The organism is Shewanella sp. SR44-4 (assembly GCF_014163715.1).
GTDB lineage: Bacteria > Pseudomonadota > Gammaproteobacteria > Enterobacterales > Shewanellaceae > Shewanella.
The window spans coordinates 134,639-153,673 of sequence record NZ_JACJDU010000002.1 but is presented as its reverse complement, the minus strand read 5'-3'; the positions used below and the strand labels follow the sequence as shown (position 1 = coordinate 153,673).

Below are 19,035 nucleotides of genomic sequence, written 5' to 3'. Positions count from 1 at the left end.
TGAGTAAACAAGGTTTTCAGTAACACGATAAGCTTAAGTTGCCCTTAAGATACGCATACTAGTCTATTACCCAGTAATTATGTTATTACATTTGGGGTAGCTTGTTGCGGACTTAATTGCATATGAAGCCTAAAAATAATAATAATTTTGGAGCAATAAATGGCTGTCAATTTCTTTGGTCTTGGTAGTAGTTCAAGTGAACTCGGTACACAAAAGACCTCGCATAATTTATTTCAAGCAATTGTTATATTTAGTGTTATCTCTCTGCTTATTATGAGTTTGAGCCGTATTGGCATGTCTTTATGGCAAGCTGAGCGAGTATCCGATGCCCAAGGTTGGGGCTACATTTTATTGCAAGGTTTACGGGTAGATTTTGCCTCTTTATGTTGGTTGTGGGGTATTGCAGCGCTCGGAACCGTAGTGTTTGCCGGTGAGCATTTAGTTGGCCGTGTTTGGCTGACGATATTACGCGTATGGCTCACACTAGGTTTATGGGTGGTGGTTTTTCTTGAGGCGTCATCGCCGTCATTTATTGCTGAATATGGTTTTAGACCTAACCGTTTATATGTTGAATATCTTGTTTATCCAAAAGAAGTGTTATCGATGTTATGGGCAGGGCGTAAAGGCGAGCTTATTTTATCGGCGCTAATCACCGTGGGTACTTTATGGGGTGGCTGGTGGTTAAGTGGCAAATTAACGCAATATGTTCGTTTTCCTAAATGGTATTGGCGTCCAGTGCTTGCCGTTATCGTCATTGCTATTACGGTGCTAGGTGCGCGTTCATCGTTGGGGCATCGACCACTTAATCCTTCATTAGTGGCATTTTCTGACGATCCTTTAGTTAATTCTTTGGTGTTGAATTCCTCTTTCTCATTAATTTTTGCGATTAAGCAAATGAGTAATGAAGAAGATGCATCGAAAGTGTATGGCAAGTTAGCGGACGCAAAAGTGATCGATATTGTGCGTCGTGAAAGCGGTCGGCCACTGAGTGCATTTACCTCATCAACCATACCGACGTTGTCATTTAATCAAGCCAGCTATACCGGTAAACCAAAGAACCTTGTGATCATTTTACAAGAAAGCTTAGGTGCGCGCTTTGTGGGGAGTTTAGGTGGTTTACCGTTAACGCCTAATATTGACGAACTCTCTAAACAAGGGTGGTTTTTTGAAAATTTATACGCAACTGGTACGCGTTCGGTAAGAGGTATTGAAGCGGTAACAACCGGTTTTACGCCAACGCCAGCACGCGCCGTGGTGAAACTAGGGAAGAGTCAAACAGGCTTTTTTACCATTGCTGATTTATTGAAGCAACATGGCTATACCACGCAGTTTATTTATGGTGGTGAAAGCCATTTTGATAATATGCGCAGCTTCTTTTTAGGCAATGGTTTTACCGATATAGTTGATCAAGGTGACTATAAAGACCCCGCGTTTGTAGCGTCTTGGGGGGTGTCTGATGAGGATTTATTGTTTAGAGCGGATGAAGAGTTTTCGCGGATGCACAAAGAGGGTAAGCCGTTCTTTAGTCTAGTGTTTAGCTCAAGCAATCATGATCCGTATGAGTTCCCAGATGACCGTATTGAGTTGTACGAACAGCCGCAATATACCATGCATAACGCGGTGAAATATGCCGATTATGCCGTGGGTGAGTTTTTCAAAAAAGCTAAAAAATCAGATTACTGGAAAGATACCTTATTCCTCGTTGTGGCCGATCATGACAGTCGAGTGGGTGGCGCAGCACTAATACCTGTGTCACGTTTTCGTATTCCTGGGCTTATATTAGGTGATGGGATTGATGCGAAGCGCGATCCACGTGTTGTTAGCCAAATTGATATGTCGCCGACGTTAATTTCGTTGCTGGGTATTTCGGATAGCTATCCAATGCTAGGCCGTGATTTAACCACAATGCCAGACTCTTGGCCGGGTCGAGCAATGATGCAATATGATAAAAACTTTGGTTTATTGGAGGGGAATAAAATGACTATTTTACAACCTGAATTACCACCGGAAAGTGTTACCTATAATTTTGTTACTGAAAAATTGACTCCGACCACATTGAATGAACCGCAAGCAGAAGCCGCGTTAGGTTGGGCATTGTGGGGGAGTTTAGCGTACAACAAAATGTTGTATCGTTCGGCTAATTCAGAGGTAAAACCGACACTGTCTGATATGGCTACCAAAGAAGTATCACGCTAATATTTGTAGTTGAGACTCATTATTTGGGGCGGATTGCTGTTGATAAAATTGACCAATCCGTTGACCGAATTGTTGGTAGGTCGCTTTGGATATGCCAGTGTCTAGCGCTTGGCGTTGACGGGGTTCTGGTGTTGTTTTAGCATTTGTCGATTGTGTTTTTAGTTGAATATCTTTACGTTGCAGCGCTGGGGTTTGGCTAGCCATGATTCTAATGACTTGAGGCCGAATGACTGGCGAGGCAATTGCTTTAGACTCTACCGCTTGTTGTGTGACACTTTGCTGTTGTCGTTTAGCTTGCTCTTGCTGCTGTTTTTTCTCCGCGACAATGTAAGGCGTAGCGCGTTCATTTTGTTGGTTTAATGACCGTTCAGCATGTTCTTTTGTCGGTTCTTGTGGCGGGATAATCGGCGGTTTTTGTTGATTGTCCACTCGTGCAAGATCCGTCGCAACATTCGAAGTTGCTAACGGTACTTGTGGATAATGAGTGGTAATTATCATGTTGACCTTGTCAATACGACGCCTTGACTAAATTATAGACAACATTTGGCTAAGGCCAAAGTGCTATTAAGATATTTTTAGCGGTATTTTGTGATCCACGGTAATAAATGGTTTAAAAATGCATCGGGATGCGAAATAAACGGTGCATGGGATGCTTTGTGGACCAGCACATCTTCAATGTTGTCACTGCTTGGTAATGACGAGATAATCTTTCTCGGCACCAAACTATCTAACTTTCCCCAAATTCGTAACCATGGCTGCTGTATTTGAGTGATCGTGGCGCGTAAATCTACTTGCGCTAACATATCCAATCCTTGTGATAAGCCTTGTTGTGTCGGCAATGGTTTGCTTAACACTAAGCTTTTTATTTGTTGGATATCAGATTTTGGATTATCACTTCCCATGGCTTGAATTGCCAGGAACCGTTCAACAGTGCGAGACAAATCGCGACTTAATTGACTTGAAAATTGTGCCAATACATCAGGTTGAATACCTGCCCAAGATAGGGTTGAGTCGTCTTTTTCGTGAGCCATAACACTTTCGCGGGCCATAAAGCATGGTGATGAGGCAATAGTGACTAATGCAGCCACTGACTCTGGGTAATCGATGGCAATTTGGCTAGCGATTAACCCTCCCAACGACCAACCAATCCAAATTGCCTGTTGTGGAAGCTGCTCTGCAAGTGCTTGTGACCATTGCGTTATGTCTCCGTCGATATTGGGACTTAACCCAAAACCCGGCAAATCAACATAATGCACTCTATACTGGTGCAATGCGTTTTTTAATGGACTAAAGACTTGGTTATTCACACCCCAACCGTGTAATAGCACGATGTCTTGGCCTTGTGAGCCTACGGTATCAATATGCAATGCAGGAAAGCTCACGGTTAACACCTCTTTTGAGTCTATTTAATGGAATGAATAGCCAATGCCGCCAATCAATAATTCAATCGATATCACCCATATCTTACGTTTATGCGTCAAGCGCCTTCAGCGTGCCAGGGTCATTTTACTAGGCAGTTTACCCAACCGTTGCTTGCTGTGCCAGCAAAGGATAGATCAAACGGGTTATCAGCAATTGTTCCCTAATCAAGTGCTCACAGGTGTTTGCCAAGTGTGTTTAGCGGCAAGTTTGTATCAGCACGAAGTGTGCTTAGGTTGTGGGCGCGAAATAGCGTTGCTGCAGGCTTATTGTGGTAAATGCAATAAACACACTCCTAATTGGGTGGTAGCCCCTTGTAGTTATCATCAAGGGCTGGGACCTGTTATTGCCGCCATTAAATATCAACAGCAATGTGCACCGCTTAACGCGATAACTCAGCAACTAGCCTGTCGAATCGCATTGTTAATTAAGCATGGCATTATTAGGCGACCACAAGTGTTAATCCCCGTTCCGTTACATCCCAATCGTTTACGTCAGCGAGGTTTTAATCAAGCTTGGCTCATTGCTAAAGAGTTAAGCCTATTAACGAATATTCCTCTAGATGACCGTTGTTTAATTCGGATTGTTGATACGTTGCCACAAACGGGACTTGCGGGTAAGCAGAGGCGTAAAAACTGCCATGGTGCATTTGCACTACAACCAAGCATGACGTATCAGCGTGTTGCGTTGATTGATGATGTTGTTACTACTGGAACAACCGTAGATGAAATTGCAGGTTTATTTAGCCTGCAGTTTGTCCATGTGCAAACTTGGTGCCTTGCGCGTGCTGAAGCGCCGGGATTGTTAGATTAAATCTTTTTAAGGGTAGATTAATCTAGGTTGAGGTTAGATTAATTCGATTTGAGTAATAACAAGATTTTTTGTAAATAAAAACAATTAATTAATATGTCTTGTAACGCTTGGTATATGGGGCATTGCAGTTTTTTTAGGGTAAAAAAAAGTTGAACTAGATCATTTTTTCGAGATCAAATCCCACTGACACTACAAAGCCAATGCAACACAGAGTATCATAGGTCTAATTCTTACTAATTTACTCAGGTATTCCCTGACGGAGCAGGTTTTTATGATCACCATTACCGATACAGCTCAGGCCCATTTCGTCAAACTATTGGCCGACCAGCCGGAAGGTACGCACATTCGTGTGTTTGTTATCAGCCCAGGTACTGCACAAGCAGAGTGTGGTGTGTCTTATTGTCCACCTGATGCCGCTGAAGCTGATGATGTAGAACTTCCATTTAATGGCTTTAGTGCTATGGTCGATGAAAAGAGCGCACCATTTTTAGATGATGCCAGCATTGACTTTGTAACCGACCAGCTTGGTTCGCAACTAACATTAAAAGCACCTAACGCAAAAATGCGCAAAGTGTCTGGAGATGCGCCATTAGTTGAACGTATTGAATATATTATTCAGTCAGAGATTAATCCACAACTTGCTAGCCACGGCGGTAACATCATGCTGGTAGAAATTACCGAAGCTGGTGTTGCAGTATTGCAGTTTGGCGGTGGGTGTAACGGTTGCTCGCAAGTTGATATCACCTTAAAAGATGGTATTGAGAAGCAATTGTTAGATATGTTCCCAACGGAATTGACTGGTGTTCGTGACGTGACAGAGCATGAGCATGGCGAGCATTCTTACGCCTAATCGCGTGATGAATTACTGCTACTAACAAAGCTAATAAACAAAAACGCGACCTCATTATGAGGTCGCGTTTTTTGTTGGTATCGATTAGGTTTTCGCCATCTAGTGGCTTTAGTCGTCTCGAGTGAGTACTTCAAGTAATTCAATATCAAAAAATAAATCTGAGTGTGCTGGAATACGCTCACCAATCTGGCGTTCTCCATAAGCTAAATGAGCCGGAACTGATAGTTGCCGCTTGCCGCCGACATTCATACCAATAATACCCTGATCCCAGCCTTTAATGACTCTGCCGGTGCCAATGACACACTGAAACGCATCTGAAGCGTCAAACTGACTTCCGTCGGTTAATCGACCGCTATAACGAGTGGTAATTAGCGCACCTTTAACTGCGGTTTTACCGTTGCCAACTTCAATGTCGGTAATAATCAATTCTTGAGTCATAGTATTCTCGTATGTGACGACTTGGGCTGTTTGAGGTTATTTTACCCCAAGATTGGTCGCTAAGAAGTGTTCTATTGCAATGAATGTTGTAAGACGATGTTCATTATTACTTAAGTAATGATCGCCATTTTCCAGTTCGATATACTTTACGGGTTTATGTAAATCCTTAAGCGCATCATACATTTCTTCACTGTGTTGCACTCGCACCACGCGATCTTTAGTGCCGTGGATTAATAATACCGGCACGTTAATATTGGCTACTTTGCTAATAGGTGAGCGCTGATACAAATCGTCGTAATCATCACCAATTTGTTTTTTAACAATTTTGCTATTGTCGTACCGACGCGATGATTTAACTAAATATTCAAGGTCAGTTACGCCCGCGACACTAATGGCACATTGATACAGATCGGGGGTGATAGCTACGCCCATTAATGCTGCATAACCACCGTAACTGGCACCGACAATACACACGCGTTTAGGATCGCTAATACCTTGTTCGATAAGCCAGTGAGTACCATCCTCAATGTCGGTTTGCATTTCTAGGCCCCAGTTTTTAAGACCCGAACTCATGAAATTGAAGCCATAGCCTGACGATCCTCGAAAATTCATTTGTAGCACAGCATAGCCACGATTAGCTAAAAACTGCGCCCAATAATCAAACGTGGTTGAGTCGTAGCTAATAGGTCCACCATGGGGGAAAATTATGGTCGGTAAGTTTTTGGCGTCAGTGTCTTTTGGAGTAGTGAGAAAGGCTTCAATGGCTAAACCATCACGAGCATTATAATGGACTGTTTGTGGCTGAGATAACACTTCTGGTGGTAATTGGCTGTAACGGTAAGCGATAGGGTAAAGTGCTTTTTGATCTCTATTTCCAAAGTAATACGCACCAGATTCAATAGGGCCAGTAGCATAAACGATGTAACGACGTTCATCATCACTGAACTGAGTGATCACATTATGTGACTCTGGTAATGCAGTTGTAAGACCATTGTTCAACTTGATATAATCTTGGTCCCAGAACAGATATTCACCTTCAATGTCGGTGCTTAAACCAATGACCTTTTGTTTTAGCGCGGAATACACGAGCCAGCCTTCAACATCGTAATTTTCATTGTGAGAAACGAGTTCTTTAGTCAATGTCGGGTCAGTTAAGTTGACTTTAAAGATGGCTTTAAAACCTTGATGATAGGCGCTGATATATAAGATATTAGGATCATGGTCAAAACCGATAGGCCAAATTACGTCTTCTGCTAAAGCCTCGAACTCCCATAACTTACGGAGATCTTCACCCGCTCCTTTTTGCTCGTAAATACGGTAGGTAGTGTCATCGCGATAAATGCCAATACGCACTTTGTGCTGCCTATCGGTTAACCAGTTTCCAATGTGCATACGTGCTGGTTGTAAAGTCTTGATACCGCCTGTTTTTAAACTGACTTTAACGACGCTTTCATATTGTGGTTTAGAACCTAAACCTTGAATTTGCATGAGGATATGATCTGGATCGTTGTCAAGATAATCAATAACCGATGCTTGTAATTGCGGTAAATCGACAAAACGCGATAGAGAACGATTAGAAAACACACTTGAGGTTTTATTGTCGCTCAGTGAGTATTTTATTAACCGTGTTTCGGTTGTGGGAACACCTCGACGGATGGCGGGATATTTAGACTCGATTAAGATGACATCATTATTTGCCCACGTTAACGATAAAATGACAAATTTATGATTGTCAGTTTGCAATGGATAAATATCTTTATTGGTTTGAATATCGCGAATAGTGAGTACTTGGCCTTCAAGCTCATTAGTACTGACTCGTACGAGCGACGCAATTTTTTTACCGTCTGGAGATAAGCTAACAAAGCGGACATCTGGGATGCTGGCAAAGGCTTCTATAGGCAGAGGTTTGGCAAATGAGCTAAGCGAAAATAGACATAAACTAATAACAACAAGCCATAAAATCCGTTTCATTAAAGGTCCATGTAATGCGATATAAAATGTTATTTGGATGTTACATTTATATATCAAGGTCTTCAATATATTATACGGCCGCCAGTTGATATCTGAGTTTGTAGTAATAGTGCCAACCAAGAGTCAAGCTTCGGCATAGCATGAATATTGACATCGCAGCCCAAAGGCTGTGGTTGCCCCAATCTTGCAATAGGTACCAACTCGGAAAGTAAACGCCAAAGGTAGCAATTATCATGCTGTTTCGCATAATATTCCCGTGCGCTGCACCAATATACACACCATCAAACAGGTAACAGCCAAATGCCAAGATAGGCATAAAAATGAGCCAGATTAAGTAGTTGTTTGCAGCGTTTTGCACTGCTTCAATATTGGTTAATAGCTGAATTATCCATGGTCCTGCCGACCAAAAAAGCAGGCTAAATAACACCGCAACCATTGCCGACCAGCAAAATGCCAATACGACACTGTCATGCAGTAATGTTGGATTTTTTTGACCAAATGCGCGGCCCACTTCGGCTTCAGCATAATAAGCTATACCATCTAACGCATAAGATATCAGCATGAGTAAATTAAGCAGCACTGCGTTGGCGGCAATCGTATTGTCGCCCAAACCGGCACCATAAAAGGTCATAAAACTAAAGGCGGCTTGCAAGCACAAACTGCGGATAAAAATATCACGGTTTAAGGTGAGTAAACGAGCATATCCGCGCCATGATAAATGGGCGATAACTTGGCTTAAATTAAGCCCTCCAGTAAGTACTAGCTGGCGTTTGACCATAATCAATGCCACTGAAAAAGCACTGATATCAGCAATAACCGATGCCAATGCAGCGCCTTGGACATTCCATTTAAAGATGATGACAAATACAATATCGAGAATAATATTAGCGCTGTTAGCGATAATTAATTGCCACATGGCTGCTTTCGGCGCTTGGCGTCCGAGTAACCAGCCTAATAACACTAAGTTGACGAGAGCAAAAGGCAGTGACCAGATTCGAATTTCGACGTATTGGCGGCAGTAGAACATCACTTGTTCGCTGGCATCGCTGAGGCTTAATGCTAAATCAAGTATGGGAGAGTGTAATATTACACAAGCTACTCCCAAGGTTAATGCTAGGCTGCAACCTTGTATCAGTAATTGTTGTTGAGTTGAGGTATCATTAGCACCGTAGGCTTGTGCGACTAACCCGGTGGTGGACATGCGTAAAAAGCCGAGTAACCAAATCATTAAGGTGATAATGGTACTGCCTAGTGCTACGCCACCAAGATAGTAAGCTTGTCCAAGATGACCAATCACCGCAGTATCAACTAATCCTAATAGCGGAATGGTGATATTCGACAGTATCATTGGTGTCGCTAAAGCCAATAATTGACGATTTTTTTGGCGGTTTAATAGTAATGCGCTAACTGACATAGGTATGGATAATCATGGTTAAAAAAATAGCTTTATTGTTGGTGTTGTTCAGCTTAAGTGTATTGAATTTTGATGCCAATGCGGTGGTCATTTTACAATATCACCACGTGTCGGAAAATACCCCCAAAAGCACGAGTGTCACGCCAAGTCAGTTTGCTGAACAGATGCAGTACTTGGCTGATAATGATTTTACCGTGATTTCATTAGCTGAAGCTGTTGATTCAATAAAGCATAACACGCCAATAGCCGATAGACGTATTGTGATTACTTTCGATGACGGTTATGACAGCATTATCAACAATGCTGCGCCCATTCTAGCCTCACATCAATTTCCGTACACTGTGTTTATTTCTGTTGCCCCCATCGATGCCGGTTTCAAAGGGATGATGAGTTGGAAAGACATTACTGCCTTATCCGAGCAAGGCGTGACGATTGCCAACCACAGCTGGGGACACGAACATTTAATTCGTCGTCAAGGCAAAGAAACCCAAGCCCAATGGCAAGCCCGTGTCGAAGATAATATCTTATCGACAGAAGCTGAAATATTAAAACGTACTGGCCAAAGTGTAAAAATGTTTGCCTACCCGTATGGTGAATACACTAACAAATTAGAAGCAATTTTGACGAAACAGGGCTTTGTTGGCTTTGGTCAGCAATCTGGTGCCGCAGGGGAATATGCTTCACTAACGGCATTACCGCGCTTTCCGGTTGCCAATGCTTATGCTGATTTAGCGAGTTTAACGGTTAAGTTTTCCAGTTTACCAATGCCGGTGATTAAGCAGAACATCAGCGATCCATTATTGGTATCAGGTAAGTGGCGACCTAAATTAGAGTTAACTCTTGATACGCAGGATATTTATCCACATCAAGTGATGTGTTTTATTCAAGGCCAAGGACCGAAGAAACCTATTTGGTTAAGTGAAAATCGCTTATCGATTCAAGCATCATCAGATTTGGCACCCGGGCGTTCACGCTATAACTGCACAGCGCCCAGCAAAACAAAAACGGGCTATTATTGGTTTTCACAAGCGTGGATCCGCCCGCAAGATAATGGTCAATGGCTCGAAGAGTAACGATATTACGTAAATGGCTAGTGCCAAGATTGAACGATTTGGCTAAAGTCAGCAATGAGCTCAGCATTAAGAATTTGTGCGAGCTGACCAGGCTGTGGTTTGGGTTTAAATACTGCTATTTTCTCCCCTCTTGGTGAAACCAACACATACGATGCGCTATGGTCTACTTGGTAATCACTGTCCTCTCCCACCATGGCATACACAAAGCCTAAGTCACGACTAAATGGAAACAAATCGGCGTGTTCTGCACTGACGGCTTTAAAATTTTTATTGAAAAAGTTTATGTAATCTAATCGTTTAGCTTGAGTGTCACGTTTAGGGTCTGCCGACACAAACACCACTTGTACATTGCTGGCTATTTTTTGCAGTTGTGGATATGCCGCTGCGAGTTTATTCAGAGTGGTAGGGCATACATCCGGGCAAGCGGTGTAACCAATAAAGAACAAACTCCATTTACCTTGTAACGTTTGGTTAGTAAACGCATTGCCGTATTGGTCTGCTAATGTAAATGGTGCTAATGGGCGCTGCTGCTCAAATACATAACTGGTCGCCAATGGCATAGGCTCTGTTTGCGTCTGTTGATAAACGACACCACCCACTAGGGCTAATAACATTAGCCCTACCGCTATCATTATTTTCAATATATTTTCCTTTTTAATTTAAGCGTTTACCCAAAAGTAATGGTCAACTAATAATACAATAAACAACACCATTAAATGATAAATTGAGAATTTAAAGACTTGCATAGACAGCTCTGGATAGTCATGAAACTTTAACTGCCACGCTTTATAAATAAAACCGCAGCTGAGTAATGTTGAGCCCACCAAATATATTGGACCACACATGCCGACTAAAACGGGTAGTAGACAGGCAATGGCTAATAAAATGGTGTAAAGCAAAATACAGGTTTTGGTAAATTCTACCCCATGTGTCACCGGTAACATTGGAATATCGACCTTGGCATATTCTTTACGGCGATGAATGGCTAATGCCCAAAAATGCGGTGGAGTCCAAGTGAAGATAATAATAACCAGAAGCAGAGCGTAGCCATGCAGTTCATTGGTTATTGCGGTCCAGCCTAATAATGGCGGCATAGCGCCGGCTAATCCACCAATGACAATATTTTGTGAGGTCGCCCGTTTAAGATAGGCGGTATACACCAAGGCATAACCAATTAAACTGGCAAAGGTTAACCAAGCTGTGAGGGGATTAACTAAGGTATATAACACCACAAAGCCGAGTGATCCGAGCGACACCGCAAAGGTTGCCGCTTTAATGCTGGAGATTTTTCCTTTAGGCAGCGGACGATTATAAGTTCGAGCCATCAAACCATCGATTTTACGATCAATTAAGTGATTAAACGCCGCCGCAGAGCCTGCCATCATCGCAATGCCTGCCATTCCCGCAACCAAAGGTTGTAACGGTACAATGCCAGGCACAGATAAACACATGCCGACCAACACTGTAAGCAGCATAAGTGCTACGACTTTGGGTTTGGTCATTTCAAAATAGGCGCGCCATTGTAGAGTTATCTTAGGTTGAACCTGACTAATAGTAAGAGGTTTTGTCATGGTTGATCCTCACTTATGCTTTACGCAACAGGGCGTAATTAATAAAGACTAAGGTAAGCAGCAATAAGGCTGCGCCTCCATTGTGTGATACTGCGATGCCTAAAGGTAAATTCATCACCACATTACTAATACCCAGTCCGACTTGAGCGATGACCAGTAACACTAATAAGTAACCACTGTTACGCATTATATGTGATTGTGCATAGCGTAATTTGAGTGCAAGTACGATTAGCGTTATGGCGGTTACCACTGCCCAAATTCGATGGCTGACATGAATGGTCATGCGGGTGGAATAGTCTAAAACGCCAAATTCAAAACTGGGGTGATCGCCTTGGAATGGTGAAAAAGCATCGGCTAAACGTAAATTATCGACCCAATTACCTTCACATATGGGCAGGGTGGTACAGGCAAGCGCGGCGTAATTTGATGAGGTCCAGCCACCGAGTATAATTTGAATGACTAATACACCAAAACTGACTAGTGCTAAAGGAATGAGCTTACGCGCATAGGTATCACCTCCGGGGATCCTTAATGGTTTAAGCCGCAGATATAACAGCAGTAACAAGGCGAATAAACTAAAACCGCCTATAAGGTGCGCCATTACTACAACAGGCATTAATTTCATGGTGACAGTCCACATTCCCAATGCGGCTTGAAACACAATGAGTACCGCAATAAAAACGGGCAGTTTTTTGGGTGCTTGCGGCTGTTTAAGACACATAATTAGAATGGCTAAAACCATTAACCCTAAAGTACCAGCAATATAGCGATGGATCATTTCAAGCCAAGCTTTTTCTGGCTCAATTTGAGCATCAGGAAATCGACTTTCAATATTGGCTAAGTCATGGCTTGCACTCGGCACCGCTAAATGGCCGTAACAGCCTGGCCAGTCAGGACAACCTAATCCAGCATCAGACAGACGTGTATAGGCGCCCATTAAAATAACGGCCAAGGTAAACACTAAAGTGAATTTGATTAATCGCTGTATTGCCATTAGCCAACCCTCGACAACTTAAGCATTTTGCGTAAATCGGCAATCATGGCTTTGCCCTGAGCAATATTGGCGTCGTGACCTATTACGTTGTCATATTGCATGACTAAGCTACCGAGAGGGTCGACAATAATAAGCTGTTGATTGATCAATAGTGCAGCAAGTGCGTCATTGGCGTTTGCTTGGTCAAATGAGATATTTAATTGCTTGAGAATTTTGGTGTCACTGTGGCTGTTTACTACAATGATTGGGGTAACACGATCCCTATCTTTGCCCAGGGCAATATAGCTTTGGTGTAAAATGTACAGCCGTTCTTGGCATTGCTCATTGCAGGTTTCGGGTAGAAAAAACAGTACTTGCCATGCATGAGGTTTAGGGTTTTCCATGGCTAAGTTGGTGTAGTTTATGTCGGGAGCGATCAGCGCCCCTTTGTTGGTTGCTGCTCCGTTATACAGCTCTAGGCTTAACACTAATTTGGCTAAGGCAACCGGTAAAATAAATACCAGCAGTAAGACCAGTAGTGCTTTATTGCTTTTTTTCGGTAGGGAGTTCATTCCATCTCCTCTTTATCATTTGATATTATTGTTAAGTTAATTATGAACGACGGTGCTTAGCGTCGAAATTGTCGAAATGCTATCCAACTCATTAGTCCTAAAAATACTGCTGCCATGGTGAACCATTGCAAGGCATACCCTTGATGTTTTTGTGCCGACAATGGAATGGGTATCCAAGGTTGAGGCAGGTGATAATTTGGAACATTGTCGGGTTGCAGCACCACAGGCGTCAGTGTATGGCCAAGCATGTCAGTGAGTGCGGGTATATTGATATTTTGAAAACGTACTGGAGCATGAGTATCGGCTAATTGCTCTGCATCGAGTCGGTCACTTAATGGGTTGGGTTGTTTTTGATAAACTCGGCCAAACAGTGTGTAGTAATTTGTTTTTAAGGGGGTTAGTTCAGGTAAAATTCGACGGTCTTTGTTTGCAGGCACAAAGCCTAGCTCGACCATTATCCAAGGTTGTTCAGGGGTTATTTCAAAAATTTGATACGCTAAATATCCTACTTGACCCTGAAACACTTGATTGTCTAATAACAGCATCATGTTATTGACGGGTTTAGCTGAGATCTTCAGACGATAACCCGTGAGTAATCTCGTCTCCGGTTGAGAGCTTGTTGAGGCTTCTGACGTTTCAACTATTGTCAACATTTCCTCATAAGTGAGTGCTTGTTGCTGTTGGCGCTGGATAAGTGTGCTTTGCCACTCTTGTTTAAAGGTTGCTCGTGATAACTGCCATAATCCTAACTTGACCAACAAGCTAAACACGACCAAAGTAATGATTACGAATAATACCCGAGACACCCCCACACTTTTAAAAGGATTGCCTGTGACAACACCTTTCATCGTTAAGTTAGTTTTAGTCTCGTTGCTTGTATTCATATTATTTAACTTAGGTAGGGCCTTATTTATTATGGTTAAGGGCGAGCATCAACAATCAATGAGTCGTTTTCTCGGCCGGCGCGTATTGTTTTCTGTTGTCGTTATAATGGTATTGCTGGTGGCTTTGGGGCTTGGTTACATTCAACCTAACCCCAGACCTTATTAGTCGTTAATACGTGGTTTTATAGTACGTATACGAAAATGAATAAACATAACCACACCACATCAACGAAGTGCCAATACCAACTCCCAGCTTGAAAAGCGAAATGCTTGTCGGGGCTAAAGTGGCCCTTTACAATTCTGAGTAATAAAATAATCAAGAACAGGGTGCCAATCGTTACGTGCATGCCGTGAAAACCGGTTAACAAAAAGAAGGTGTTGCCGTAGACACCAGAAGAGAGCGTAAGCCCCATTTCTTGGTATGCATGGCTATATTCTTCAACCTGTAAACTGAGAAACGCAATACCCAGAATTACCGTCAACGCTAACCAGATTATCAAAGGTTTACGATTGGCTTTTTCGAGATTGGTATGAGCAAAGTGCAAGGTAACCGACGAGGTTAGCAGTATAATAGTGTTAATTAACGGCAAACCCGTCCATGGCATGGCTTCTGTTGCGGTGCCATCAGGTGTTTTAACCAATGGCCACATAGCTTCAAATGCAGGCCACAACACTTCATGGGTCATGGCATTGTTAGATGCGCCACCAAGCCAAGGTACTGAAATCATTCGGGCATAAAATAGCGCGCCGAAAAATGCCCCAAAAAACATAATCTCTGAAAAAATAAACCAACTCATTCCCTGCCTAAATGAACGATCCATTTGCGGTGAATACAGTCCAGCCATGGATTCATCAATAACGGTCTTAAACCAGCCAAAAATCATAAAGATAATCACGGCCAAGCCGGTTATTAAAATGTAACCGCCAGAGGTTTTTTCAGTGGTTAATTGTTGTACATAATTACCTGCGCCAAACGCAATTAAAAATAAACCGATAGCACCGATTATTGGCCAAGCACTTTGGGTTGGCACATAATAAGTTTGATACTTTGTTGTCATTTTGCTGCTCCTTGCTCCATGACGATCGCCTGTCTATCGGTGATGTCATAAAGGGTATAAGAGAGAGTCAATGTGTTAATGGACGCTGGTAAATCAGGGTCCACGTAAAAAATCAGTGGTAGTTCTGCTGTTGCTGCTGCAGCCAAAGGTTGTTGATTAAAGCAAAAACATTCCGTTTTATTGAAGTATGCCGCCCCTTGCCCTGGCGATACCGAAGGTATTGCTTGGCCTACCGTGTCACGTGTCGATAGGTTTTTAACCAAAAATTGTGCGTGAGTGAGCTCCCCAGGATGTACGCTTATTTGGTTAACTTTAGGGCTAAATTCCCATGGCATACCTGATTGAACTTGAGTCACAAATTCAATGGTTACGGTCCGGTTTTTATCAACCACCACCGCTTCATAACTACTGGCGCTATTTTGGGGTTTGCCATTAATCCCCAATGTATCGCAGAGCACGTCATAAAGCGGTACCAGCGCAAAACCAAACCCAAACATACCAATTGACCCGGCAATCAGGATGATTAATAGCTTACGATTTGATTTTGTTGGCTGTGTCATCTCATTTAATCTCCGGTGGAGTGGTAAACGAGTGATATGGCGCAGGGCTGGCAATCGACCATTCCAAGCCTTCGGCTGCTTCCCAAGGATTATCTCCAGCGGGTTTGCCACCCTTGATACATTTGAGAACTACAACAAGGAAAATTAGCTGAGATAAACCAAATGCAAAGCCACCAATCGACACAATTTGATTCACATCGGCAAACTGTACCGCGTAGTCGGGAACCCGACGCGGCATACCTGCTAAGCCTAGAAAGTGCATTGGGAAAAACAACACGTTGACGGATATTACCGAACACCAAAAGTGCCACTTACCTAAAGTTTCGTTATACATATGGCCGGTCCATTTAGGCAGCCAATAGTAAGCCGCCGCCATAATGGAGAATATCGCCCCAGTCACCAGTACATAATGGAAGTGAGCCACGACAAAGTAAGTGTCGTGGTATTGGAAATCAGCAGGGGTAATTGCCAACATCAAGCCCGAAAAGCCACCAATGGTAAACAGGATGATAAATGCCACTGCAAACAGCATTGGAGTTTCAAATGTCATTGAACCGCGCCACATAGTGGCGACCCAATTAAACACTTTCACCCCGGTTGGAATGGCAATCAACATGGTGCAATACATGAAAAACAATTCGGCAAAAACAGGCATACCAGTAGTAAACATGTGATGTGCCCATACCAAAAATGACAGAATGGCAATACTGGCAGTGGCGTAAACCATCGAGGAGTAACCAAACAGCTTTTTACGGCTAAAGGTTGGTACTATCGCGGAGATAATACCGAAGGATGGTAAAATCATGATGTAAACTTCGGGATGGCCAAAGAACCAGAAAATATGCTGGAACATCACCGGATCGCCACCACCTGCAGCATCAAAAAAGCTAGTACCAAAAAACTTATCGGTTAATACCATGGTGACCGCACCTGCGAGCACCGGCATTACTGCAATCAGTAAAAATGCGGTAATGAGCCAAGTCCACACAAACAAAGGTAACTTCATCCAGGTCATGCCAGGAGCTCGCAAGTTTACAATGGTTACAATGACGTTAATTGCGCCCATTATCGAACTTATTCCCATTATGTGAATGGAGAAAACAAATAGGGCGGTACTGTCAGGACTATAGGTGGTTGAGAGCGGAGCATAGAATGTCCAGCCAAAGTTAGGGCCGCCGCCTTCCATAAAGAGTGAACCTAATAAAATGGTAAAGGCGAAGGGTAAAATCCAAAAACTCCAGTTGTTCATTCGCGGTAGTGCCATATCTGGGGCACCAATCATCATTGGAATTAACCAGTTTGCTAACCCGGTAAAAGCGGGCATCACCGCCCCAAACACCATGATGAGGCCATGAACTGTGGTCATCTGATTAAAAAAGTTAGGTTCTACTAGCTGTAATCCAGGCTGAAATAATTCAGCTCGAATCACCATTGCCATCGCACCGCCAGTAAGAAACATAATGAAACTAAACCATAAATACAGCGAGCCGATATCTTTATGGTTAGTGGTGAGTAGCCAGCGCATTAGCCCCTTCGGAGCGCCGTGATGATGATCATCATGAGCGGTAGCCAGTGTATCGTGCGTTGTTGTGCTCATTGTTTTCCCCTACTGTCCATGGCTAGCGACATCGGCAGGTTGCACCGCTTCGCCAGAATTATTGCCCCACGCATTGCGCTCATAAGTAATCACCGCCGCCATCTTTTGCGGGCTAAGTTGACTACTAAATGCCTGCATTGCGGTACCTGGTTTTCCGTGCATAACGATATCGATATGTCCGCTAACCGGTCCAGTAACAACAGGGCTGCCAATAAGTGAAGGGAAAGCGCCTGGTAATCCAGCGCCAGTGGCTTGGTGACATGCAGCACATGTCGTAGCATAAACCTGCTCACCTTCAGCAATTAATTGCTCCAAGGTTAACGTGGGCAGATCCTCCGGTACAACAGCTTCTGCTACGGCTTCGACAGCTTGATTGGCTTTGTCGGTAACCGCATCGGTAATGTCAGTTGTCGTTGCTGCAATAGTATTTGCTGCATCGGTTACTGCTTTACTTGGTTCGGTGCTTGCCTCGTTACTGCCTAAAAAGTTTCCTATATCAGCAGCTTGAACTACATCACCGCTATTATTGCCCCACGCATTACGCTCAAAGGTAATGACTGCGGCAATTTCTTGGGCGCTAAGTTGCTTTGCAAAGGCTTGCATTGCAGTACCTGGTTTACCGTTTAAGACGATATTCAGGTGATCGTTAACAGGGCCTTTTATGATAGGGCTGCCAATTAATGATGGGAATACACCAGGAAGACCCGCACCATTGGGTTGGTGACAAGCGGCGCACCTAGCAATATAGATTTGTTCACCTTGTGAGGTTAGCTCCTCAAGAGACAAGGTTTTAGACATTGATGCCGCAGCGGCTGCAGCTGCATTGCTTGCTAGTTTTTTTTGCTCCACTAACCAATTATCAAAATCGGCCTCCGATAATGCTTGCACCACAATCGGCATGAAACCATGGTCTTTACCGCATAACTCGGCACATTGGCCGCGATACGTTCCAGGCTTATCAATACGAGTCCAGGCTTCGTTGATAAAGCCTGGATTGGCATCTTTTTTAACGGCAAACGCGGGTACCCACCATGAATGAATAACATCATCAGATGTCATCAAGAAGCGCACTTTTTGGTTAATGGGCAGTACTAATGGCTTATCGACTTCAAGGAGGTAATGCTCGCCTTTGGCCTCACTGCCATCAATTTGTGCTCTGGGAGTGGATAATGTGCTGTAAAATTCGATGTCTTTATCAAAATAGCTGTAATGCCACTTCCACTGCGACCCGGTAATTTTTATGGTGAGATCAGCATCACTGGGATCTTCCATAGCAATCAAGGTTTTGGTGGCTGGAATAGCCATGCCGATTAAGATGATGAAAGGGATGACGGTCCAAGCAATTTCCACTTTGGTACTTTCGTGAAAATTGGCCGCGACAGCGCCTTTTGATTTGCGGTGATAAATCATTGAGTAAATCATGATCCCAAACACCACTAACCCAATTACACAACAGATGTAAAGAATCGTCATGTGGAGGTCATAAACCTTGCCACTGATATCTGTCACGCCTTGAGTCATGTTGAGGGGCATTTCTGATGCCCCAAGCGGAAGTGCTACAAACACCACCAGTAAACAATACAACCATTGCTTCACAAGACTACTCCTCTGCTAATTGCAAATAGCAACTACAAAGAAGAGTCACA

19 protein-coding genes are annotated in these 19,035 nt (G+C 43.3%); 5 read left to right on the top strand and 14 right to left on the bottom strand.

Going from position 1 to position 19,035, the window contains the following annotated elements:
• Positions 1-159: 159 nt before the first annotated feature.
• Positions 160-2,196, top strand: coding sequence for an LTA synthase family protein (locus H5125_RS01975; protein WP_101084870.1), 2,037 nt, complete (start codon positions 160-162; stop codon positions 2,194-2,196).
• Here H5125_RS01975 and H5125_RS01970 read toward each other — a convergent pair.
• Positions 2,188-2,694, bottom strand: coding sequence for a hypothetical protein (locus H5125_RS01970; RefSeq protein WP_101084871.1), 507 nt, complete (start codon positions 2,692-2,694; stop codon positions 2,188-2,190). The two genes, H5125_RS01975 and H5125_RS01970, sit on opposite strands and share 9 nt — an antisense overlap.
• Positions 2,695-2,771: 77 nt before the next feature.
• Positions 2,772-3,578: a pimeloyl-ACP methyl ester esterase BioH gene (gene bioH / locus H5125_RS01965; protein WP_101084872.1), complete on the bottom strand. Its 807-nt coding sequence runs from the start codon at positions 3,576-3,578 to the stop codon at positions 2,772-2,774.
• A gap of 43 nt (positions 3,579-3,621) precedes the next feature.
• Between bioH and H5125_RS01960 the strand changes: the two genes are divergently transcribed.
• Both H5125_RS01960 and nfuA read left to right on the top strand, forming a co-directional pair.
• Positions 3,622-4,428 carry a ComF family protein gene (locus H5125_RS01960; protein WP_101084873.1) on the top strand — a complete coding sequence of 269 codons (807 nt, stop codon included), beginning with the start codon at positions 3,622-3,624 and terminating at the stop codon, positions 4,426-4,428.
• A 271-nt stretch (positions 4,429-4,699) separates the two neighbouring features.
• Entirely contained in the window at positions 4,700-5,278 is a 579-nt protein-coding gene (gene nfuA, locus H5125_RS01955; RefSeq protein WP_101084874.1) for a Fe-S biogenesis protein NfuA, read from the top strand.
• Between the two features lie 108 nt (positions 5,279-5,386).
• Here nfuA and H5125_RS01950 read toward each other — a convergent pair whose 3' ends face one another.
• The 3 genes from H5125_RS01950 to dinF all read right to left on the bottom strand — a co-directional run bounded on the left by H5125_RS01950 (position 5,387) and on the right by dinF (position 9,101).
• Entirely contained in the window at positions 5,387-5,716 is a 330-nt protein-coding gene (locus tag H5125_RS01950) for an FKBP-type peptidyl-prolyl cis-trans isomerase (protein WP_182743379.1), read from the bottom strand.
• Between the two features lie 36 nt (positions 5,717-5,752).
• Complete coding sequence (locus H5125_RS01945) at positions 5,753-7,687, bottom strand: S9 family peptidase (RefSeq protein ID WP_182743377.1); 1,935 nt, start codon at positions 7,685-7,687, stop codon at positions 5,753-5,755.
• 70 nt (positions 7,688-7,757) lie between these two features.
• A complete protein-coding gene (gene dinF, locus H5125_RS01940) occupies positions 7,758-9,101 on the bottom strand; it encodes an MATE family efflux transporter DinF (RefSeq protein ID WP_101084876.1) in 1,344 nt (447 codons plus the stop codon).
• Positions 9,102-9,115: 14 nt separating this feature from the next.
• On the opposite strand from dinF, the gene H5125_RS01935 reads away from it, so the two are divergent.
• Positions 9,116-10,174, top strand: a complete 1,059-nt coding sequence (locus H5125_RS01935; protein WP_182743375.1) for a polysaccharide deacetylase family protein — start codon at positions 9,116-9,118, stop codon at positions 10,172-10,174.
• 17 nt (positions 10,175-10,191) lie between these two features.
• Here H5125_RS01935 and H5125_RS01930 read toward each other — a convergent pair whose 3' ends face one another.
• Genes H5125_RS01930 through H5125_RS01910 form a run of 5 tightly spaced genes read right to left on the bottom strand, consistent with a single transcriptional unit; the run spans position 10,192 to position 14,174 of the window.
• A complete protein-coding gene (locus H5125_RS01930) occupies positions 10,192-10,818 on the bottom strand; it encodes an SCO family protein (protein WP_409085804.1) in 627 nt (208 codons plus the stop codon).
• Between the two features lie 15 nt (positions 10,819-10,833).
• The gene (gene cyoE, locus H5125_RS01925; protein WP_101084879.1) at positions 10,834-11,745 is read right to left on the bottom strand and encodes a heme o synthase; all 912 of its coding nucleotides are present in this window, start codon (positions 11,743-11,745) and stop codon (positions 10,834-10,836) included.
• Positions 11,746-11,758: 13 nt separating this feature from the next.
• Complete coding sequence (locus tag H5125_RS01920; RefSeq protein ID WP_101084880.1) at positions 11,759-12,739, bottom strand: heme A synthase; 981 nt, start codon at positions 12,737-12,739, stop codon at positions 11,759-11,761.
• Positions 12,739-13,290 (bottom strand): hypothetical protein, encoded by a 552-nt coding sequence (locus tag H5125_RS01915; RefSeq protein WP_101084881.1) that lies wholly within the window; start codon positions 13,288-13,290, stop codon positions 12,739-12,741. Before H5125_RS01915 ends, H5125_RS01920 begins: the two co-directional genes overlap by 1 nt.
• 56 nt (positions 13,291-13,346) lie before the next feature.
• Positions 13,347-14,174, bottom strand: coding sequence for an SURF1 family protein (locus H5125_RS01910; protein ID WP_182743373.1), 828 nt, complete (start codon positions 14,172-14,174; stop codon positions 13,347-13,349).
• Here H5125_RS01910 and H5125_RS01905 point away from each other — a divergent pair.
• The gene (locus tag H5125_RS01905) at positions 14,122-14,340 is read left to right on the top strand and encodes a DUF2909 domain-containing protein (RefSeq protein WP_041412724.1); all 219 of its coding nucleotides are present in this window, start codon (positions 14,122-14,124) and stop codon (positions 14,338-14,340) included. The two genes, H5125_RS01910 and H5125_RS01905, sit on opposite strands and share 53 nt — an antisense overlap.
• A gap of 16 nt (positions 14,341-14,356) precedes the next feature.
• Here H5125_RS01905 and H5125_RS01900 read toward each other — a convergent pair whose 3' ends face one another.
• The 4 genes from H5125_RS01900 to coxB are packed head-to-tail and all read right to left on the bottom strand — an operon-like array spanning position 14,357 to position 18,985.
• Positions 14,357-15,232: a cytochrome c oxidase subunit 3 gene (locus H5125_RS01900; RefSeq protein WP_162022070.1), complete on the bottom strand. Its 876-nt coding sequence runs from the start codon at positions 15,230-15,232 to the stop codon at positions 14,357-14,359.
• Positions 15,229-15,792: a cytochrome c oxidase assembly protein gene (locus tag H5125_RS01895; protein WP_182743371.1), complete on the bottom strand. Its 564-nt coding sequence runs from the start codon at positions 15,790-15,792 to the stop codon at positions 15,229-15,231. The genes H5125_RS01900 and H5125_RS01895 overlap by 4 nt, the downstream gene beginning before the upstream one ends.
• A gap of 1 nt (position 15,793) precedes the next feature.
• The gene (ctaD, locus tag H5125_RS01890; protein WP_101084886.1) at positions 15,794-17,389 is read right to left on the bottom strand and encodes a cytochrome c oxidase subunit I; all 1,596 of its coding nucleotides are present in this window, start codon (positions 17,387-17,389) and stop codon (positions 15,794-15,796) included.
• Positions 17,390-17,398: 9 nt separating this feature from the next.
• Positions 17,399-18,985 (bottom strand): cytochrome c oxidase subunit II, encoded by a 1,587-nt coding sequence (gene coxB, locus H5125_RS01885; RefSeq protein WP_182743369.1) that lies wholly within the window; start codon positions 18,983-18,985, stop codon positions 17,399-17,401.
• Between the last annotated feature and the right edge of the window lie 50 nt (positions 18,986-19,035).